Origin of the sequence: Streptomyces sp. SID12488 (genome assembly GCF_010548275.1) — a bacterium.
Lineage (GTDB): Bacteria > Actinomycetota > Actinomycetes > Streptomycetales > Streptomycetaceae > Streptomyces.
Genome location: NZ_JAAGLT010000011.1, coordinates 102705 through 116590 on the forward strand (window position 1 = coordinate 102705; position 13886 = coordinate 116590).

Annotated in this window: 11 protein-coding genes; 4 read left to right on the forward strand and 7 right to left on the reverse strand. The window is 69.6% G+C overall.

Annotated features, from left to right (window positions below; genetic code table 11):
- Positions 1-407 precede the first annotated feature (407 nt).
- Together G3I56_RS19070 and G3I56_RS19075 are read left to right on the forward strand one after the other, a co-directional pair.
- Positions 408-1328: a peptidoglycan-binding protein gene (locus tag G3I56_RS19070; RefSeq protein ID WP_164410434.1), complete on the forward strand. Its 921-nt coding sequence runs from the start codon at positions 408-410 to the stop codon at positions 1326-1328.
- Entirely contained in the window at positions 1325-2161 is an 837-nt protein-coding gene (locus G3I56_RS19075; protein ID WP_164410436.1) for an XRE family transcriptional regulator, read from the forward strand. The genes G3I56_RS19070 and G3I56_RS19075 overlap by 4 nt, the downstream gene beginning before the upstream one ends.
- A gap of 135 nt (positions 2162-2296) precedes the next feature.
- On the opposite strand, the gene G3I56_RS19080 is transcribed toward G3I56_RS19075, so the two are convergent.
- From G3I56_RS19080 to G3I56_RS19095, 4 genes are all read right to left on the reverse strand, one after another.
- Entirely contained in the window at positions 2297-3748 is a 1452-nt protein-coding gene (locus G3I56_RS19080; protein ID WP_164410438.1) for an aldehyde dehydrogenase family protein, read from the reverse strand.
- Complete coding sequence (locus tag G3I56_RS19085) at positions 3745-5478, reverse strand: D-aminoacylase (protein ID WP_164410440.1); 1734 nt, start codon at positions 5476-5478, stop codon at positions 3745-3747. Before G3I56_RS19085 ends, G3I56_RS19080 begins: the two co-directional genes overlap by 4 nt.
- A gap of 78 nt (positions 5479-5556) precedes the next feature.
- Positions 5557-6675 carry an LLM class flavin-dependent oxidoreductase gene (locus G3I56_RS19090; RefSeq protein ID WP_164410442.1) on the reverse strand — a complete coding sequence of 373 codons (1119 nt, stop codon included), beginning with the start codon at positions 6673-6675 and terminating at the stop codon, positions 5557-5559.
- 139 nt (positions 6676-6814) lie between these two features.
- Positions 6815-7591, reverse strand: a complete 777-nt coding sequence (locus G3I56_RS19095) for a glucose 1-dehydrogenase (RefSeq protein ID WP_164410444.1) — start codon at positions 7589-7591, stop codon at positions 6815-6817.
- Positions 7592-7813: 222 nt separating this feature from the next.
- Between G3I56_RS19095 and G3I56_RS19100 the strand changes: the two genes are divergently transcribed.
- Entirely contained in the window at positions 7814-8554 is a 741-nt protein-coding gene (locus G3I56_RS19100; protein ID WP_203690196.1) for a hypothetical protein, read from the forward strand.
- Between the two features lie 109 nt (positions 8555-8663).
- Positions 8664-9455, forward strand: a complete 792-nt coding sequence (locus tag G3I56_RS19105) for a hypothetical protein (RefSeq protein ID WP_164410446.1) — start codon at positions 8664-8666, stop codon at positions 9453-9455.
- Positions 9456-9543: 88 nt separating this feature from the next.
- Here the strand turns inward: G3I56_RS19105 and G3I56_RS19110 are convergent, their stop codons facing one another.
- The 3 genes from G3I56_RS19110 to G3I56_RS19120 form a co-directional block, all read right to left on the reverse strand.
- A complete protein-coding gene (locus G3I56_RS19110) occupies positions 9544-10242 on the reverse strand; it encodes a response regulator transcription factor (RefSeq protein ID WP_164410448.1) in 699 nt (232 codons plus the stop codon).
- 77 nt (positions 10243-10319) lie between these two features.
- Complete coding sequence (locus tag G3I56_RS19115; protein ID WP_164410451.1) at positions 10320-11267, reverse strand: LLM class F420-dependent oxidoreductase; 948 nt, start codon at positions 11265-11267, stop codon at positions 10320-10322.
- A 194-nt stretch (positions 11268-11461) separates the two neighbouring features.
- Complete coding sequence (locus tag G3I56_RS19120) at positions 11462-13708, reverse strand: hypothetical protein (RefSeq protein WP_164410453.1); 2247 nt, start codon at positions 13706-13708, stop codon at positions 11462-11464.
- Positions 13709-13886: the final 178 nt, after the last annotated feature.

Below are 13886 nucleotides of genomic sequence, written 5' to 3' on the forward strand. Positions count from 1 at the left end.
CAGCTTCAGGAGGCCGATTCGGCCAGTTGCTCCGCCATCGGTACAGCGGGCTGTCCAGGTTCTGACGTCGCGAGGGTGGTGCGCTTTCGTACGTTCATGAATCGGCCTCCTTCCTGTGAGGACGATGCGGGGTTGACCGCGCCGTCGGCTTCCCCCCAGAGAGTGCTGGTCAATCCGGATCCGGGCCAGTGAGGCCGCCCCGTTGGGACACCGTGGGACGTCCCACACATTGACCTGCTGGGATGTCCGGCGTGATGCGGCATCGCTGGGACGCCCGCCCCCCTCGTGGGCACATGGCTGCCCACACGGGTGCGCGCTTCGGCCTGGCCACAGAGCCCGCGCGAGGTGTACTAACAGGGCATGGGGCGGGAGCCCTGGGGGGTTTCTGACGGGTATTGGGGTGGGGCGTGTCTCGATGGAAGGAACTGCCGGACTCTCTGGACCAGAGAGTCCGGCAACTCGTGGTGCAGTTGCGGAGGTTGAAGGACCGCAGCGGGCTGAGCCTGGACGCACTCGCGTTCAAGACCGGATACAGCCGCTCGTCGTGGGATCGCTACCTCAATGGGAAGGCGCTGCCGCCACAGCACGCGGTGGAGGAGCTGGCGCGTGCGGCGGGGGCGGATCCGGTCCGGCTGCTGGTGCTGCACGAGGTGGCGGAGGAAGCGTGGCCGCAGCGGAACGCGCCGTCCTCGCAGGCCGGTGCGGAGGATGGCGGCGAGCAGGGAACGCGGGGCGAGGCGGTTGCCGAGCGTTCCGGCGCGGCCGAGGGCTCCGCGGCGCCGGCTGAGGGGCCCGGGGACTTGGCGGAGGAGCCCGTGCTGCTGGGGGCTGGGCGCACGGTGTCGGGGGCTGGGGAGCCGCCGGGGGTGCGCAGGCCCGTCGCCCTCGCTGCCGTGGTGGTCGCCGCGCTCGTGGGGGTGGCCGCCGGAATGCTGATCGCCGCTCCCTGGGGCGATGACGACGGCGGGGGCGACATGGTGCAGACGGCGCTGGATAGCCCCCAGCCCAGCAGTACCGCCAAAACCACCAGCGCCAGGTACGCCTTCGAGCCGGGCAAGTCGTACTCCTGCAAGGTCCGTCGGGCCGGCGCGGCAGGCGGAGAGCTGGTGGCCGGATACGACGCGACGCGCACCGCCGTCCTTGCCGGACCGGGCTGGGAGGTGGTGGAGGCCCAGTGCCTGCTGGCCCATCACCACATGGATCCGGGCATCGTCGACGGGGTCTACGGACAGCAGACCATCGCGGCCGTGGTACGTATGCAGAAGAAGGCAGGGCTGCCGGCGGACGGCATCGTGGGCCCGCATACCTGGCGGGCGCTGCGCGGATGACCGGCCCCGCACCGGAGTGCGTGACACTGGCCGAGGGGCTCCGCGAGATGAGGTCGCGGACGGGCCTGAGCCTGGCGGCGCTGGCCGAGCGCACGGCGTACAGCAAGTCGTCCTGGGAGCGCTATCTCAACGGGAAGAAGCCGGTGCCCCGGCAGGCCGTCGAGGTGCTGTGCACGATGGCGGGGGAGCCGGCCGGGCGGCTGCTCGCGCTGTGGGAACTGGCGGACACCGAGTGGAGCGGGCGCGCCCGGCACACCCTCCGCCCTGCCCAGCCCTCGCCCACGTCCCCGCCCGGTCCGGCCCTGGTCCCCGCAGATGCTGTGGGCGCCACGGGCGTCCCCCGGCGGGCTCGGCGCCAGGGGCTGTTCCTTGCCGGTACCGGTGTGGTCGCGGTGGCGATTCTGACGGCGCTGTCTCTGCGGAGCGCCGGCGCCACCGGAAGTCCGACGGGCCTGGCTTCCCCCACGCTGGATCCCGTCCCCGGATGCCAGGGGAAGGCGTGTGACGGGAAGGATCCCAAACCGATGGCCTGCGGACTGCCCGGCCGGGTGGACTCGCTCGGTCCGCCGCACCACACCAGCACCGGTACGGAGGTGGAGATCCGGTACAGCAAGGTGTGCGCCGCCTCGTGGGGCCGGATCTGGCATTCGGAGGTCGGGGACATGATCGAGGTCTCGGCCCCCGGCACTCGTCCGCGTCGAGTCGTCATCAGAAGCACCGCGGATACAGGCGCCTACCGCTTCACGCCGATGATCGGCGGCTCGAACCGGACCGGCCTACGGCTGTGCTTCACACCGGCCGGCGCCACGGGTCGGGAGTGCTTCGACTCCTGACGGTGCGTTTCTCAGGCTGGGCCCCTGCACCCGCGGCGGAGCGAGGCCCCCGCGTCGTCGCGGGGGCCCACCCCGGCCGTCCACACCTCGCTTTGCTCCGGCACTGCCACCCGCAGCCGTACGCGCTCACCGCGCTCACCCCGCCCAGACGACCGCCTGCACCTCCCCGTACGCGTGCAGCGCGTACGACCCCACATCGCGCCCCACCCCGCTCCGCTTGAACCCGCCGAACGGTGCCTCCATGTTCCGCCCGACGGTGTTCACGCCGACCCCGCCCGCCCGCAGTCGGCGCGCGACCCGGAAGGCGCGGGCCACATCCCCCGACCAGACGTAGTCGATGAGGCCGTAGTCGCTGTCGTTGGCCAGCGCGACGCCCTCCTCCTCGTCGTCGAAGGGGATGACGGTCACCACCGGCCCGAAGATCTCCTCCCGGGCCACCCGCATGTCGTTCGTACAGTCGGCCAGCAGGGTCGGGGCGACATAGAACCCCCGGTCGTACGGCGGCCGTTCGCCTCCCGCCACGACCACCGCACCCTCTTTCCGGCCCAGTTCGACGTACGCCTCGACCCGGTCGCGGTGTGCCGCCGAGATCACCGGGCCGACCACCGTGCCCTCCGCTCGCGGGTCACCCACCTTCAAGTGACCGGCGTACGCGGCGAATTGCTCCACGAGTTGCCCGTACACGCCCCGCTGGGCCAGCACCCGGGTCGGTGCCGTGCAGATCTGGCCGCTGTAGAACGAGAACGTCGTGCCGATGCCCGAGACCGCCGAGCGGATGTCCGCGTCGTCGAAGACGAGGGCCGCGCCCTTTCCGCCCAGTTCCATCAACTGGCGTTTCATACTCCGGCCGCACACCTCGGCGATGCGCTGCCCGACCGCCGTCGAGCCGGTGAAGCTGACCATGTCGACGTCCGGGGAGCCCACGACCGCCTCACCGACCCCGACGCCCAGTCCGCTGACCACGTTGACGGTCCCCGGCGGCGCGCCCGCCTCCTCCAGCGCCTCCGCCATCCGGTACACCGACAGCGGGTCCTGCGGAGCGGGCTTCACGACCACCGTGTTGCCCATCGCCAGGGCGGGCGCGATCTTGCCGGCCGGGTTGGCCCACGGGTTGTTGTACGAGGTGATGCAGGCGACCACGCCCACCGGCTGGCGTATGGCCAGCGCGCCCATCACCGCGGCCTTCCCGAACGGGCCCCCCTCGTTGACCTGCGGCGCGATCGCCCACTCGGCCGGCTCCACCTTGGCGTACCGGCGGAAACGGGCCGCGCCGACGCCCACCTGCATCCCGCGCGCCGTGCCCGTCGTGGCGCCGGTCTCCGCCTGGGCGAGGGCGGCGTACGACACCAGACGGCTCTGGATGATGTCCGCGGCGCGGGCCAGGACGGCGGCCCGTTCCTCCGGTGAGGTGCGCGACCACGGTCCGAAGGCCTCGCGGGCCGCCACGGCGGCGGCGTATGCCTGCTCCCCCGAGGCCTCCGGCGCATGCCCGACGACCTCCTCCGTCGCCGGGTCGATCACCTCGTAGTGCCCGTCGGCCGGTTCCACCCACGAACCGCCGATGAACAGCCGCTGCCCGTCGCTCACTTGGTGCTCACCGTCGCCGTGTCCCGGCCGGAGCGGAGGACCCTGCCCGGGACCGCGCCCGTCACCGTGTCGTCCCGGATCGTCTCAACACCGTTGACCCACACGGCCGTCACGCCGATCGCCTTCGAGTCGAGACGCGGGCTGTCACCCGGCAGGTCGTGCACCAGGGTGGCCTTGTCGGCGGCGATCCGCTCCGGGTCGAAGAGGACCAGGTCGGCGTGGAAGCCCTCCTGGACACGCCCCCTCTCCCGGAGGCCGAACAGTCGCGCCGGGTCGTCGGTCAGCATCTGCACCGCCCGCTCAAGCGGCACCAGTTTCCGGCCGCGCAGACAGTCGCCGAGGAACCGGGTCGTGTACGGGGCCCCGCACATCCGGTCCAGGTGCGCGCCGGCGTCGGAGCCGCCGAGCAGTACGTCCTCGTGGCGCCAGGTCTCGGCGCGCAGCGCCCAGGACGCCGGGTCGTTGTCGGTGGGCATGGGCCACAGGACCGTACGCAGTTCGTCGGCCACGCAGATCTCGACGAGGCAGCTGAAGGCGTCGAGGCCGCGTTCGGCGGCGATGTCCTCCACCACCCTCCCGGTCAGGCCCTCGTTCGCCGCGCTGTACGTGTCCCCGATGACATACCGCCCGAAGTCCGTCAGCCGCCTGAAGACGCCGGCCTCCTCGCTCCGCCCCTGGCGGACCAGCTCGGCCCGTACGGCCGGGTCGCCGAGCCGGGCGATCCGCTCGGCGATCGGCAGGCCTAGCACCGGTCCCCAGCCGGGGATCAGGTTCAGGGCGCAGAAGGTGCCGAGGGACATGTTCATCGGCGTGAGGATGGGCATGGTGAGGGCCACGACCCGGCCACCCGCCTTACGGGCACGCTCACTTGCCTCGAGTTGGCGGGGTACGCGGGCCGGCACGGACGCGTCGATCGTGAGCACGTTCCAGTTCAGCGGGCGTCCGGCGACCGCGCTCATCTCGACGAACAGATCGATCTCGGCGTCGCTGAACTGGTCGAGGCAGCCCGCGACGATCGCCTCGATCTGGGTGCCCTCGTGCTCGCCGACCGCCTGGGAGAGGGCGAGGAGTTCGGCGGGCAGCGCGTGCCGGGACGCCACCGGTCGGCCGTCCCCGTCGGAGTGCGAGGACGACTGCGTGGTGGAGAATCCCCAGGCTCCGGCATCCATGGCCTCGTGCAACAGCCGCAACATGTCGTCGAGTTGCTGTTCCGTCGGCTGTCCGCCCACCGCGTCCGGGCCCATGACGTAGCGGCGCAGCGCGCAATGTCCCACCATGAAACCGGCGTTGACCGCGATCCGCCCCTCCAGCGCGTCCAGGTACTCCCCGAAGCCACTCCAGCTCCAGGGCGCCCCCTCCTCCAGCGCGACCAGGGACATGCCCTCGACCTTGGACATCATCCGGCGCGTGTAGTCGGCGTCACCGGGCCGGTCCGGGTTCAACGGGGCAAGCGTGAAGCCGCAGTTGCCGGCGGCGACCGTCGTGACCCCGTGATTGAGCGACGGCGTGGCATACGGGTCCCAGAAGAGCTGGGCGTCGTAGTGCGTGTGCGGATCGACGAACCCGGGCGCGAGGACCAGCCCGGAGGCGTCCTCGGTCGTCCGGGCTTCCTCGGTGATCCGGGTCCCGATGGCCGCGATGCGACCGTCCCGTATCCCCACATCGGCGACGTAGGCAGGGCGACCGGTCCCGTCGACGACGGTAACCCCTCTGACCAGATGATCAAGCAAGACGGCACCTCACTCCTACCTAAGGGGCGCGGGGAACTGCGCGAACAACCACGACGGCCCCGCACCCGCCAACGAACCTCAGGCCGCCCCCCGGAACCGCGAGGTGCGATGCACAGGATCCGTGTCGATCTTCGGAATCACATGCTCACCGACCAGTCGGATCGTCTGCAGCGTGTCCTCCCTGGAGATCCCGATCGGCATCCCGAAGCTCAGCTGGTCCGCGCCCGCCTGCTCCCACCGCTTGCACTGCGTCAGCACCTCGTCCGGGTCCCCGCAGATCAACAGCTCCTCGGCGATGAGCAGTTCGATGATCTCCTCGTTGAACTCGGGCAGCGTCTCCGGCCACACCGGGAACCCCTCGGGACGAGGGAACGTGTCGTGGTACCGGAAGAGCAGCGACTGCAGATAGTGCAGCCCGCCGCCCGCAGCGATCCGCACCGCCTCCGCGTGCGTCGGCGCGCAGATCGCCGTCGACGTCACCATCACGTTGTCGTTGACGTAGTCCCCGACCGGCTCGGCGTCCACGATCGCCGTCTTGTACTGCTCCAGCACCCACTCCATGTCGGAGACCTTCTGCACGCTGAAGCCGAGAACTCCGAGCCCCTTGCGGGCGGCCATGGCGTACGAGGGCGGCGAGCCGGCGGCGTACCACATCGCGGGATGCGAGGGGCCGTACGGCTTGGGCAGGATCTTGCGCGGCGGCAGCGACCAGTGCTTGCCCTGGAAGCCGACGTACTCGTCCTGCATCCACATCTTCGGGAACTCGGCGATCGTCTCCTCCCACAGCTCCTTCGTGTGGTTCATGTCGGTGATGCCGGGCATGAACCCGAGGATCTCGTGCGAGCCGGCGCCCCGGCCGGAGCCGAACTCGAAGCGGTTGCCGGTGAGATGGTCGAGCATGGCGACCTTCTCGGCCACCTTCACCGGGTGGTTGACCGGGGCGAGCGGGTTGAAGATGCCGGAGCCGAGGTGGATGCGCTCGGTGGCGTGGGCGAGGTAGCCGAGGTAGACGTCACTGGCCGAGATGTGCGAGTACTCCTCCAGGAAGTGGTGCTCGGACACCCAGGCGTACTTGAAGTTCGACTTGTCCGCCTGAATGACGTACTCGGTCTCCTCCATCAGCGCCTTGTGCTCCGCGAGCGGATCGGTCTCGGCCCGCTTGCCCACGTATCCCTGTACAAAGAGCCCGAATTCCAAGGAGGTTCACCGTCCCCAGTAACCGTTCCTGACGATCCTGACGTTTCTGACGCAGCGTCAGATTTGATGAGTCGACTGTTCCACCGGCCCCTGGGACCGTCAATAGCTGACGGTCAGTCAGGTACGGAAGTCGAGTCGGTCAGACGACGGAGACGCCCGCGAGCCAGCCCCCGTCGATCACGAACGGCTGCCCGGTGATGTACGAGGAGTCCTCCGAGGTGAGGAACAGCGCGAGCCGCGCCACCTCGTCCGGCCGCCCGATCCGTCCCAGCGGCACGAGCTTGCGGTACAGCTTGTCCAGCCCCTGCGAGGCACCCTCGGCATCGGCGTCCGGGTCGAGTACGGCCGGGTTGGACATCGCGGTGTCGATCGCGCCCGGGCACATGGCGTTGACCCGGATCTTCCGGCGCGCCAGTTCCAGCGCGGCGACCCGGGTGAGCCCGACGATGGCGTGCTTGCTCGCCGCGTACGCCCCGACCGCCGCCATCCCGGTAAGCCCGGTGTACGAGGCGGTGTTGACGATCGTCCCGCCCCCGGCGGCGGCGATGCGCGGCGCGACCGTCCTGATCCCGAGGAAGCAGCCGACCTGGTTGACCTGCACGACCTGCATGAACTCGTCGAGGGGTGTGTCGAGAAGGGTGTTGAAGCGGAGGATGCCGGCGTTGTTGACCAGCCCGTCTATCCGGCCGTACGCCTTCTCGGTGGCGGCGACGGCGGCCTGCCAGCCCGCTTCCTCGCGCACGTCGAGATGGACGTACTGGGCACCCAACTCCTTTGCCAGGGCCTCCCCTTGGTCGTCGAGCACATCTGCCACGACGACCCGCGCACCCTCCGCCACGAAGAGCCGGGCCTCCTGCTCCCCCTGACCGCGTGCCGCGCCGGTGACGATGACGACCCGTCCGTCGAGCTTGCCCATGCGGAACCCCTTCGCAGCGTTCACATCGGTGGAGGTCAGCATCGTACCGCCGCATCTGACGATGCGTCAGACTCGGCAGACGAGTGTGCTGTGTGTGCGAGAGCACACACTAAGTGACCGGCGAGTAGGGATATTTGACCCTGTCGCGAACCCACAGATGACGCCAATAATCCTCCATGAACAGGTAAAGCGAACACCAAGGAACCGCAGGGACGGAGCGACATGGCCAAAAGGCGTCTGAAGAACAAGAAGGTCCGGTTCGTGGCGATCGGATCGGCCCTCGCGACCGGCGGCGCGATCATCGCGCTTCTTCCGTCGGCGAACGCGGCCGAGGAGAAGACACCCGAGCAGATCATCACGTTGTGCGAGCGGGCCAAGGTACTCAACGGTAAACAGCAGGACATTTTCGACTTCGGCGGACACCCCATCGCCGGCCCGAGCTTCGAGTCCGACAACTGCAACTACGTCGAGACGAATTTCGAGTTGTTCGACGGCCCCACGGAGAAGGCCTCGATCGACTTCCCGAACTGCGAACCGAACGCCACCGAACCGGCGAAGGTCTCGATCACCTGGAAAGCGACCGTGGCCCAGGGATCGGGCAAGTACACCGCGACCCAACAGGGCGCCGGCGGCGGGCTCTTCGGCTTTCTCAGCGGCTCCTGGCTCAAGCACAAGGGTACGACCGACATGACCGTCAAGTCGGTGACCGCCGGCGACACGGAGAACCGCGAGGTTCCGGTCGGCAAGGTCCTGCACATGGAGTTCACGCCGAAAATGCAGCGCATGACCGGCGAATGGCAGGTACGGATCGACGCCAACCCCGGAAGCTTCGCCGTGAACCCCTCACCGGAGAAGAACTTCGTCGCGTCGGAACTCGTCGAGGGACCTGCCATCCTGCCGGGCGCCGCCGGAGCCGCAGGCATAGCGGACGGGGTCGCCAAGCCCGTACTGACCGACTGCTGACGACGCCCTCCCATGTCCCATGCTTCCCCCCACCGTCCCCTCCCCCACACACTCTCCCCACCTGGCCGAATGCCCTCAGCTCCCCCCCCTTCCCGCAAGGAGACGCACGATGACCCGCACCAGCCGCAAGGGCAGTCACCGGAGCAAGAAGAAGCGCATCGTCATGGCCATGGCCCCGGTGGTGGCCGTCGCGGTGGCCGTTCCGCTGATGAACCAGGCGGGTGCCGCCACGCCCTCCGAAGTGACCAAGGACTGCGCGGAGAACTCCCCCAAGCTGGAAAACTGTGAATTCGTCGACGTCCAGTTCAAGAGGGACAACCTCGGGCCGAACAAGCGCGTTTCCACCATCACCGACAACTGCGGTTCCACAAGCGCCCTGACGAAGAGCTTCAGCGTGTCCGCGTCGGTGACGAGGTCCATCACGCTGGAGGACGGGTTCACCGCTTCCGCCGACTCGAAGCTGGGAAACTCTTTCTTCGAGATCGGCGCCAAGTTCAACACCACGGAGATCGACCTCAAGCGTGACGACACGGGAACCGGATTCGACTTCTCCCGGACCGACACCGTGAAAGCCAACCACATCGGATTCTTCATGTGGTCGGAGAAGCGAACCGACGTGAGCGGATTCCTCAGGGCCACGTACAAGGACGAGCAGGACGGTCAGAAGGTGTTCTTCTCGCCCAGCGAGGGCGCCACGAGCGTGCACGTCTTCTATCCGCAGCTCCTGAAGAACGGTACGCCCGACGGCCGCCTCTGGCTGCGCAACGTCGAGTGCGAAACTCCTCAGGCCAACGGACTCCAGAACTCCGAGAACAGCAGTAGGGCGGAGCCCGGATTCGGCGAGGGCGGCGCCAGCGTCACGGACGTGGAAATCCCGGTAGCGGAGATTCCCGCGTCGTAGCGGGATCCGGGGCGGAATTCAGCGAACAGAAAACGACTGAACACGGCGGCACCGGTTGTTCTCATGCTGCATATGCTGGACATGTTTCTCATGTGCGAACAGCCGGGGTCGCCCCCAGCCACCTCAGGACCGCGTCCGTGCTCCCCCGGGCGTCCAGCTTGGCGTAGATGTTGCTGAGGTTGTTGCGGACGGTCTTCTCGCTCAGCCTTAACCGCAGCCCGATCTCCTGGGCGCCGAGGCCAGTCGACAGCAGCTCCATGATCTGCCGCTCTCGCGGCGAGAGCAGACTCCGCAGCCGCTCCATCGCCGCCCCGGCGACGGACGCGCTCTTCGCCCCCTCCCCGGAGACCCGCTGGGCCCCATCCCGGAGGGCGGCGCACGCGACCGGCGAGAGGTAGGTGTGCCCGACCGTGGCCGCCATGACCGCCGAGGCCAGCATGCAGGTGCAGTAGTCGCCCTCGACGAGATAGCCGGCCCCGCCCCGGAACACCTCGACCACGGTCTCGGTGTCCCGCCGGGGACTGATGACGATCACCGGAACGCTCACGGCACCCATGGCCTTCAACAGCACCGGAAAATCGGCCGCCGGCTCGTCGCACCGCAGGACGACGACGTCCACCGCGCCCTGCTCCCCCAGCTCACGGTAGGGCGGGGTCACGCGCAACGCCCGCCCCACGTGCGGGTCGTCGGGGTCCGGCCAGTCCTGGTGCGGCCACTCACCTTCGGCACAGGCGAGGGCGACGGACAGCCTGGGTGAGGGGTGGTCGACGAGCCGGGAAGCGTGCACCGCGCATGTCCTTCCGCCGGAACGATGACGTCCGTACGTCCCTACGTACGCGCCCCAGCATGGACATGTTCAAAGGTTCAAAGAGATCCAGGCAAGCTGTCAGACAGGTCACCCAGCAACGGGCCCACTTCCGCCCCGAACGCGCCTATTTGGTCGGTGAGTTCGGTGAGACTCCGGCTCCGGAACCGCACCTGGATCTGGTCCACCCCCATCGCGCCGTACGCCCGCAGCGACTCGGCGAGCGCCTCCGGGGACCCGCTGATCGTCCGCCGCCCGACGTCCCACCCGGGCTCACCGACGTACAGCGGCTCGGTGATGGCCCCGACGGTGAACGGCCCCTGCACGGCGGCCTCTTCGCGCAGTCGCCGGATACGGGCGATCTGGTCCGGGAGGCGGTCACGGGGGTCACCCTGCGGCAGCCAGCCGTCGCTCTTGAGCGCGGCCCGGCGTACGGCGGCGGGGGACGACCCGCCGACCCAGAGCGGCACGCGTTCCTGGGCGGGCCGTGGTCGCTGGCCGAGCCCCTCGAAGTCGTACAGCTTGCCGTGGTGCTCCGGGAACTCGTCCGGGCCGAGCGCGGCGCGCAACGCGTCGATCGTCTCGTCGAGCACGGCACCCCGCCGCTCGAAGTCGGCCCCCAGTGCCTCGAACTCCTCCTGTACGTGGCCCGCGCCGACCCCGAGGATCAGGCGCCCGCCGGAGAGGTGGTCGAGGGTGGCGTACTGCTTGGCGGTGAGGAGGGGGTGGCGCAGGCCCACGACGGCCACATGGCTGAGGAGTCGGACGTGTTCGGTGACGGCTGCGAGGTGGGCGAGGGTGGCCACGGGGTCGTACCAGACGGTGCTCATCGCGGGGGCGAGGCGGCGCGGGATGGCGACGTGGTCGCAGCTCGCGAGGTAGCCGAAGCCGGCGCGGTCGGCCGTGCGGGCGATGTCGACGAGGTCGGCGGGGGTGGCCGAGGTTTCCCAGGGTTCGGTGTAGAGGGTGGACTGGGACTGGATGGGGAGTTGCATGCCGTAGGCCATGGGGGCATCCCTTTCCCTGGCTTCTCGCATCTGACGGTCCGTCACTTCAGGTCGCGATGGCCATCGTTGCGGCTGACGCACCGTCAGGCAAGGGGTCGTTGCCGACCCTTCCTCGGATCAGGCCCTGTCCGCGAGCTCCCCTCCCCTGGAGGGGGACCCCCGGACGGAGACCCCGGACGAGCTGGAATGCCCTCCTACCGTCCCGTCAGCAGGAACCGTAGGTACTTGCCCGCCCCCAGCGTCCCCCGCGCCTCCCTCCGCGCGACCCCCAACTCCGCCTCCACCCGCACCCGTTCCACTTCGGCGCCCGCCAGCTGCTTCTGCCGGTGGAGGAGTTCCGCGCGCTTGCGCTGCGTGTCCATCGCTCGCTGCTGGCGTTGTGTGGTGAGGCGGGCGCGTTCGTCGGTGATCCGTTGCTGGAGGGCGGCCTTCTTCTGCATGGCCTCGGCCTCCGCCTGCTTGATCTCCGCCTTGTGGGTCCGTCGGAGAATGGCGATGTCCGCCTTGATCTGGGCCTTGGCCGCCGGCGGCACCGTGGTGGGCGCGGCTGCCCTCGCCCGGCGTTCCAGGCCCTGGCGCCAGTCGCTGAGGACAGTGGCCCGGGCCTCACCGATGCCGGGCACGCGTACCCGCTGGCCGCCTGGACGCACCAGGTACACGACGGACGGGTTGTGCGAGAAGTCCACGCCGATGAAGTCCGCCGCGGTGCGGATACCCGCGTCCTGGAGCGCCTGCACCATCTTGTTGCCCATGTTGCTGAGCGACCGCGCCTCCTGGATCGACGTCCTGCGCAGCTTGTCCTGGATGTGCGCCCTGATCGCGGGCTCCAGCGCCTTGGCGACCCGGCGCTGCTCCTGCGCCGCCAGCCCCGCCAACTGCTGCTGGGCCTGGTCCGTACGCCGGTTGAGTTCCATGGTGATACGGGCCTGGGCGTCGCGCAGTTCGAGCTGCAGGGCCTGGATGCGCTGGTCGGAGGCCGTGTTGTCCTTGGCGACGGCGTCGTCGAGGACGCGGATCTCCTTCTCCAGACGCTGATGGGCGCTCGCCGGGTCGGCCAGCTCGCGGGAGCGCCGTTTCAGGTCGCGCACCCGCTTGTGTGCCGCCCGGTACTCGGGGCGCCTGCGTCGGCCGAACCCGACCATGACGGCGGAGGTGAGCAGGGCCACGCCCTGTGCCGCGGGCAGGACGTCCACCGGCTGCGCGGCGGCGAGCACCAGCGCGCCCGGCACGGACGTACTGAGCAGCGCGCCGAGACCCGCGACCAGGTCACCGACGCCGCGCCCGCCGAAGCCGGAGAACCCGGCGAGTCCGGCAGCGAGCTGCTGTGCCGGGGGCTGCGCGGCGGCAGAGGGAGCGGTGGACGCGGCTATCCGTCCCGCCATCCAGGCCGGCACCCCGGAGGCGGAGGCCCCGGAAGCGGCCGGCGTCCAGGACGTGACTGTGGGCCGGCCGCCACCCAGGGCGCCCCCGGCCCCGTAACCTCCCGTACCCGTACCCGTACCCACGCCCGAGGTCGATGCCGACGCCGACGCCGTCCGTTGTGCCGGGAGTTTCACGGCGCGGGCGGTCAGGGGCGGCAGGGCGGACGCCGGTTTACCGAGGAAGCCCTTGACCCGGCCGGCGACGTCCCGTACCCGCCGGTCCGGGTGGCCGAGCAGGAGCGGCCAGGCCAGTGAGGTCGCCGGTTCCTTGAAGTCCGCCTCGGAGAGGATGAGGAACTCGCCGTGTCTGTCGTGGAGTTGGGTCCACAGGCCGGGGTCGGTGGCGACGGCGAGCAACGCCAGTTCGATGGTCCAGGCGGAGAAGCGATCCATTGCGGGGCCGAAGTCGGCGGCCGTACGGGAGGGCGACTGGTAGTTACGGTGGCCGTTCTCGGTCGCCTGCTCGCCGCGCAGGGCGGGGACGTACATGCCGTCGTAGTCGACAAGGCGGAAGGTCGCGTCGTCGGCCACGAGGAGGTTGCCGTGCTGGAGGTCGCCGTGGGCGATGCCGTTCCTCTCCAGGTCGGCGGTCATCGCCAGGAACCTGTCGGCGAGGGTGTGCAGGGCGGCCGGGTCATGGAGGTTGCGTTCGATCCAGTTGATGAGACCGGTGCCCTGGACCCAGGTCATCTTGACCGCCGGGTACCACTCCCGGCCGACCAGAACGCCCTGCTCCAGGAAGTCGAACCCCACCGGCCACGGCTGGGACAGCCCACCCGCGCCGGAACCACCACTGCCTCCGAGACCGCCGAGTGCCGTACTGATGGCGGAGTAGCGCTTGCCGAGCGTCGTGCTGTCCCGGGTGAAGCACTTCAGTGCGTACCGCTGCCCGCTCGTCGCCGTGACGGAGAAGACGCTGGCGAAGTTCCCGGAGATCGCCTTCGGGCCCAGTACCGGGCTCTGCTGGACTGTGCCGTGCTTCAAGTCCGGGTCGCTGAAGCACAGTTCGGGGTGCTGCAACGCCTCCGCGTAGTTCGCTCCCGTCGGGAACTTCCTGGCCGATCCGGTGCCGGGACCTTGAGCCGGCCCCTGTGCGGGTCCTTGACCGGGACCGTGACCGGGGCGACCGCCGCGGGACACCGCCATTCGTGCCACCCCTCTCGCTCTCGCCACTGTCCGGACGAACGCCTCACCGTGA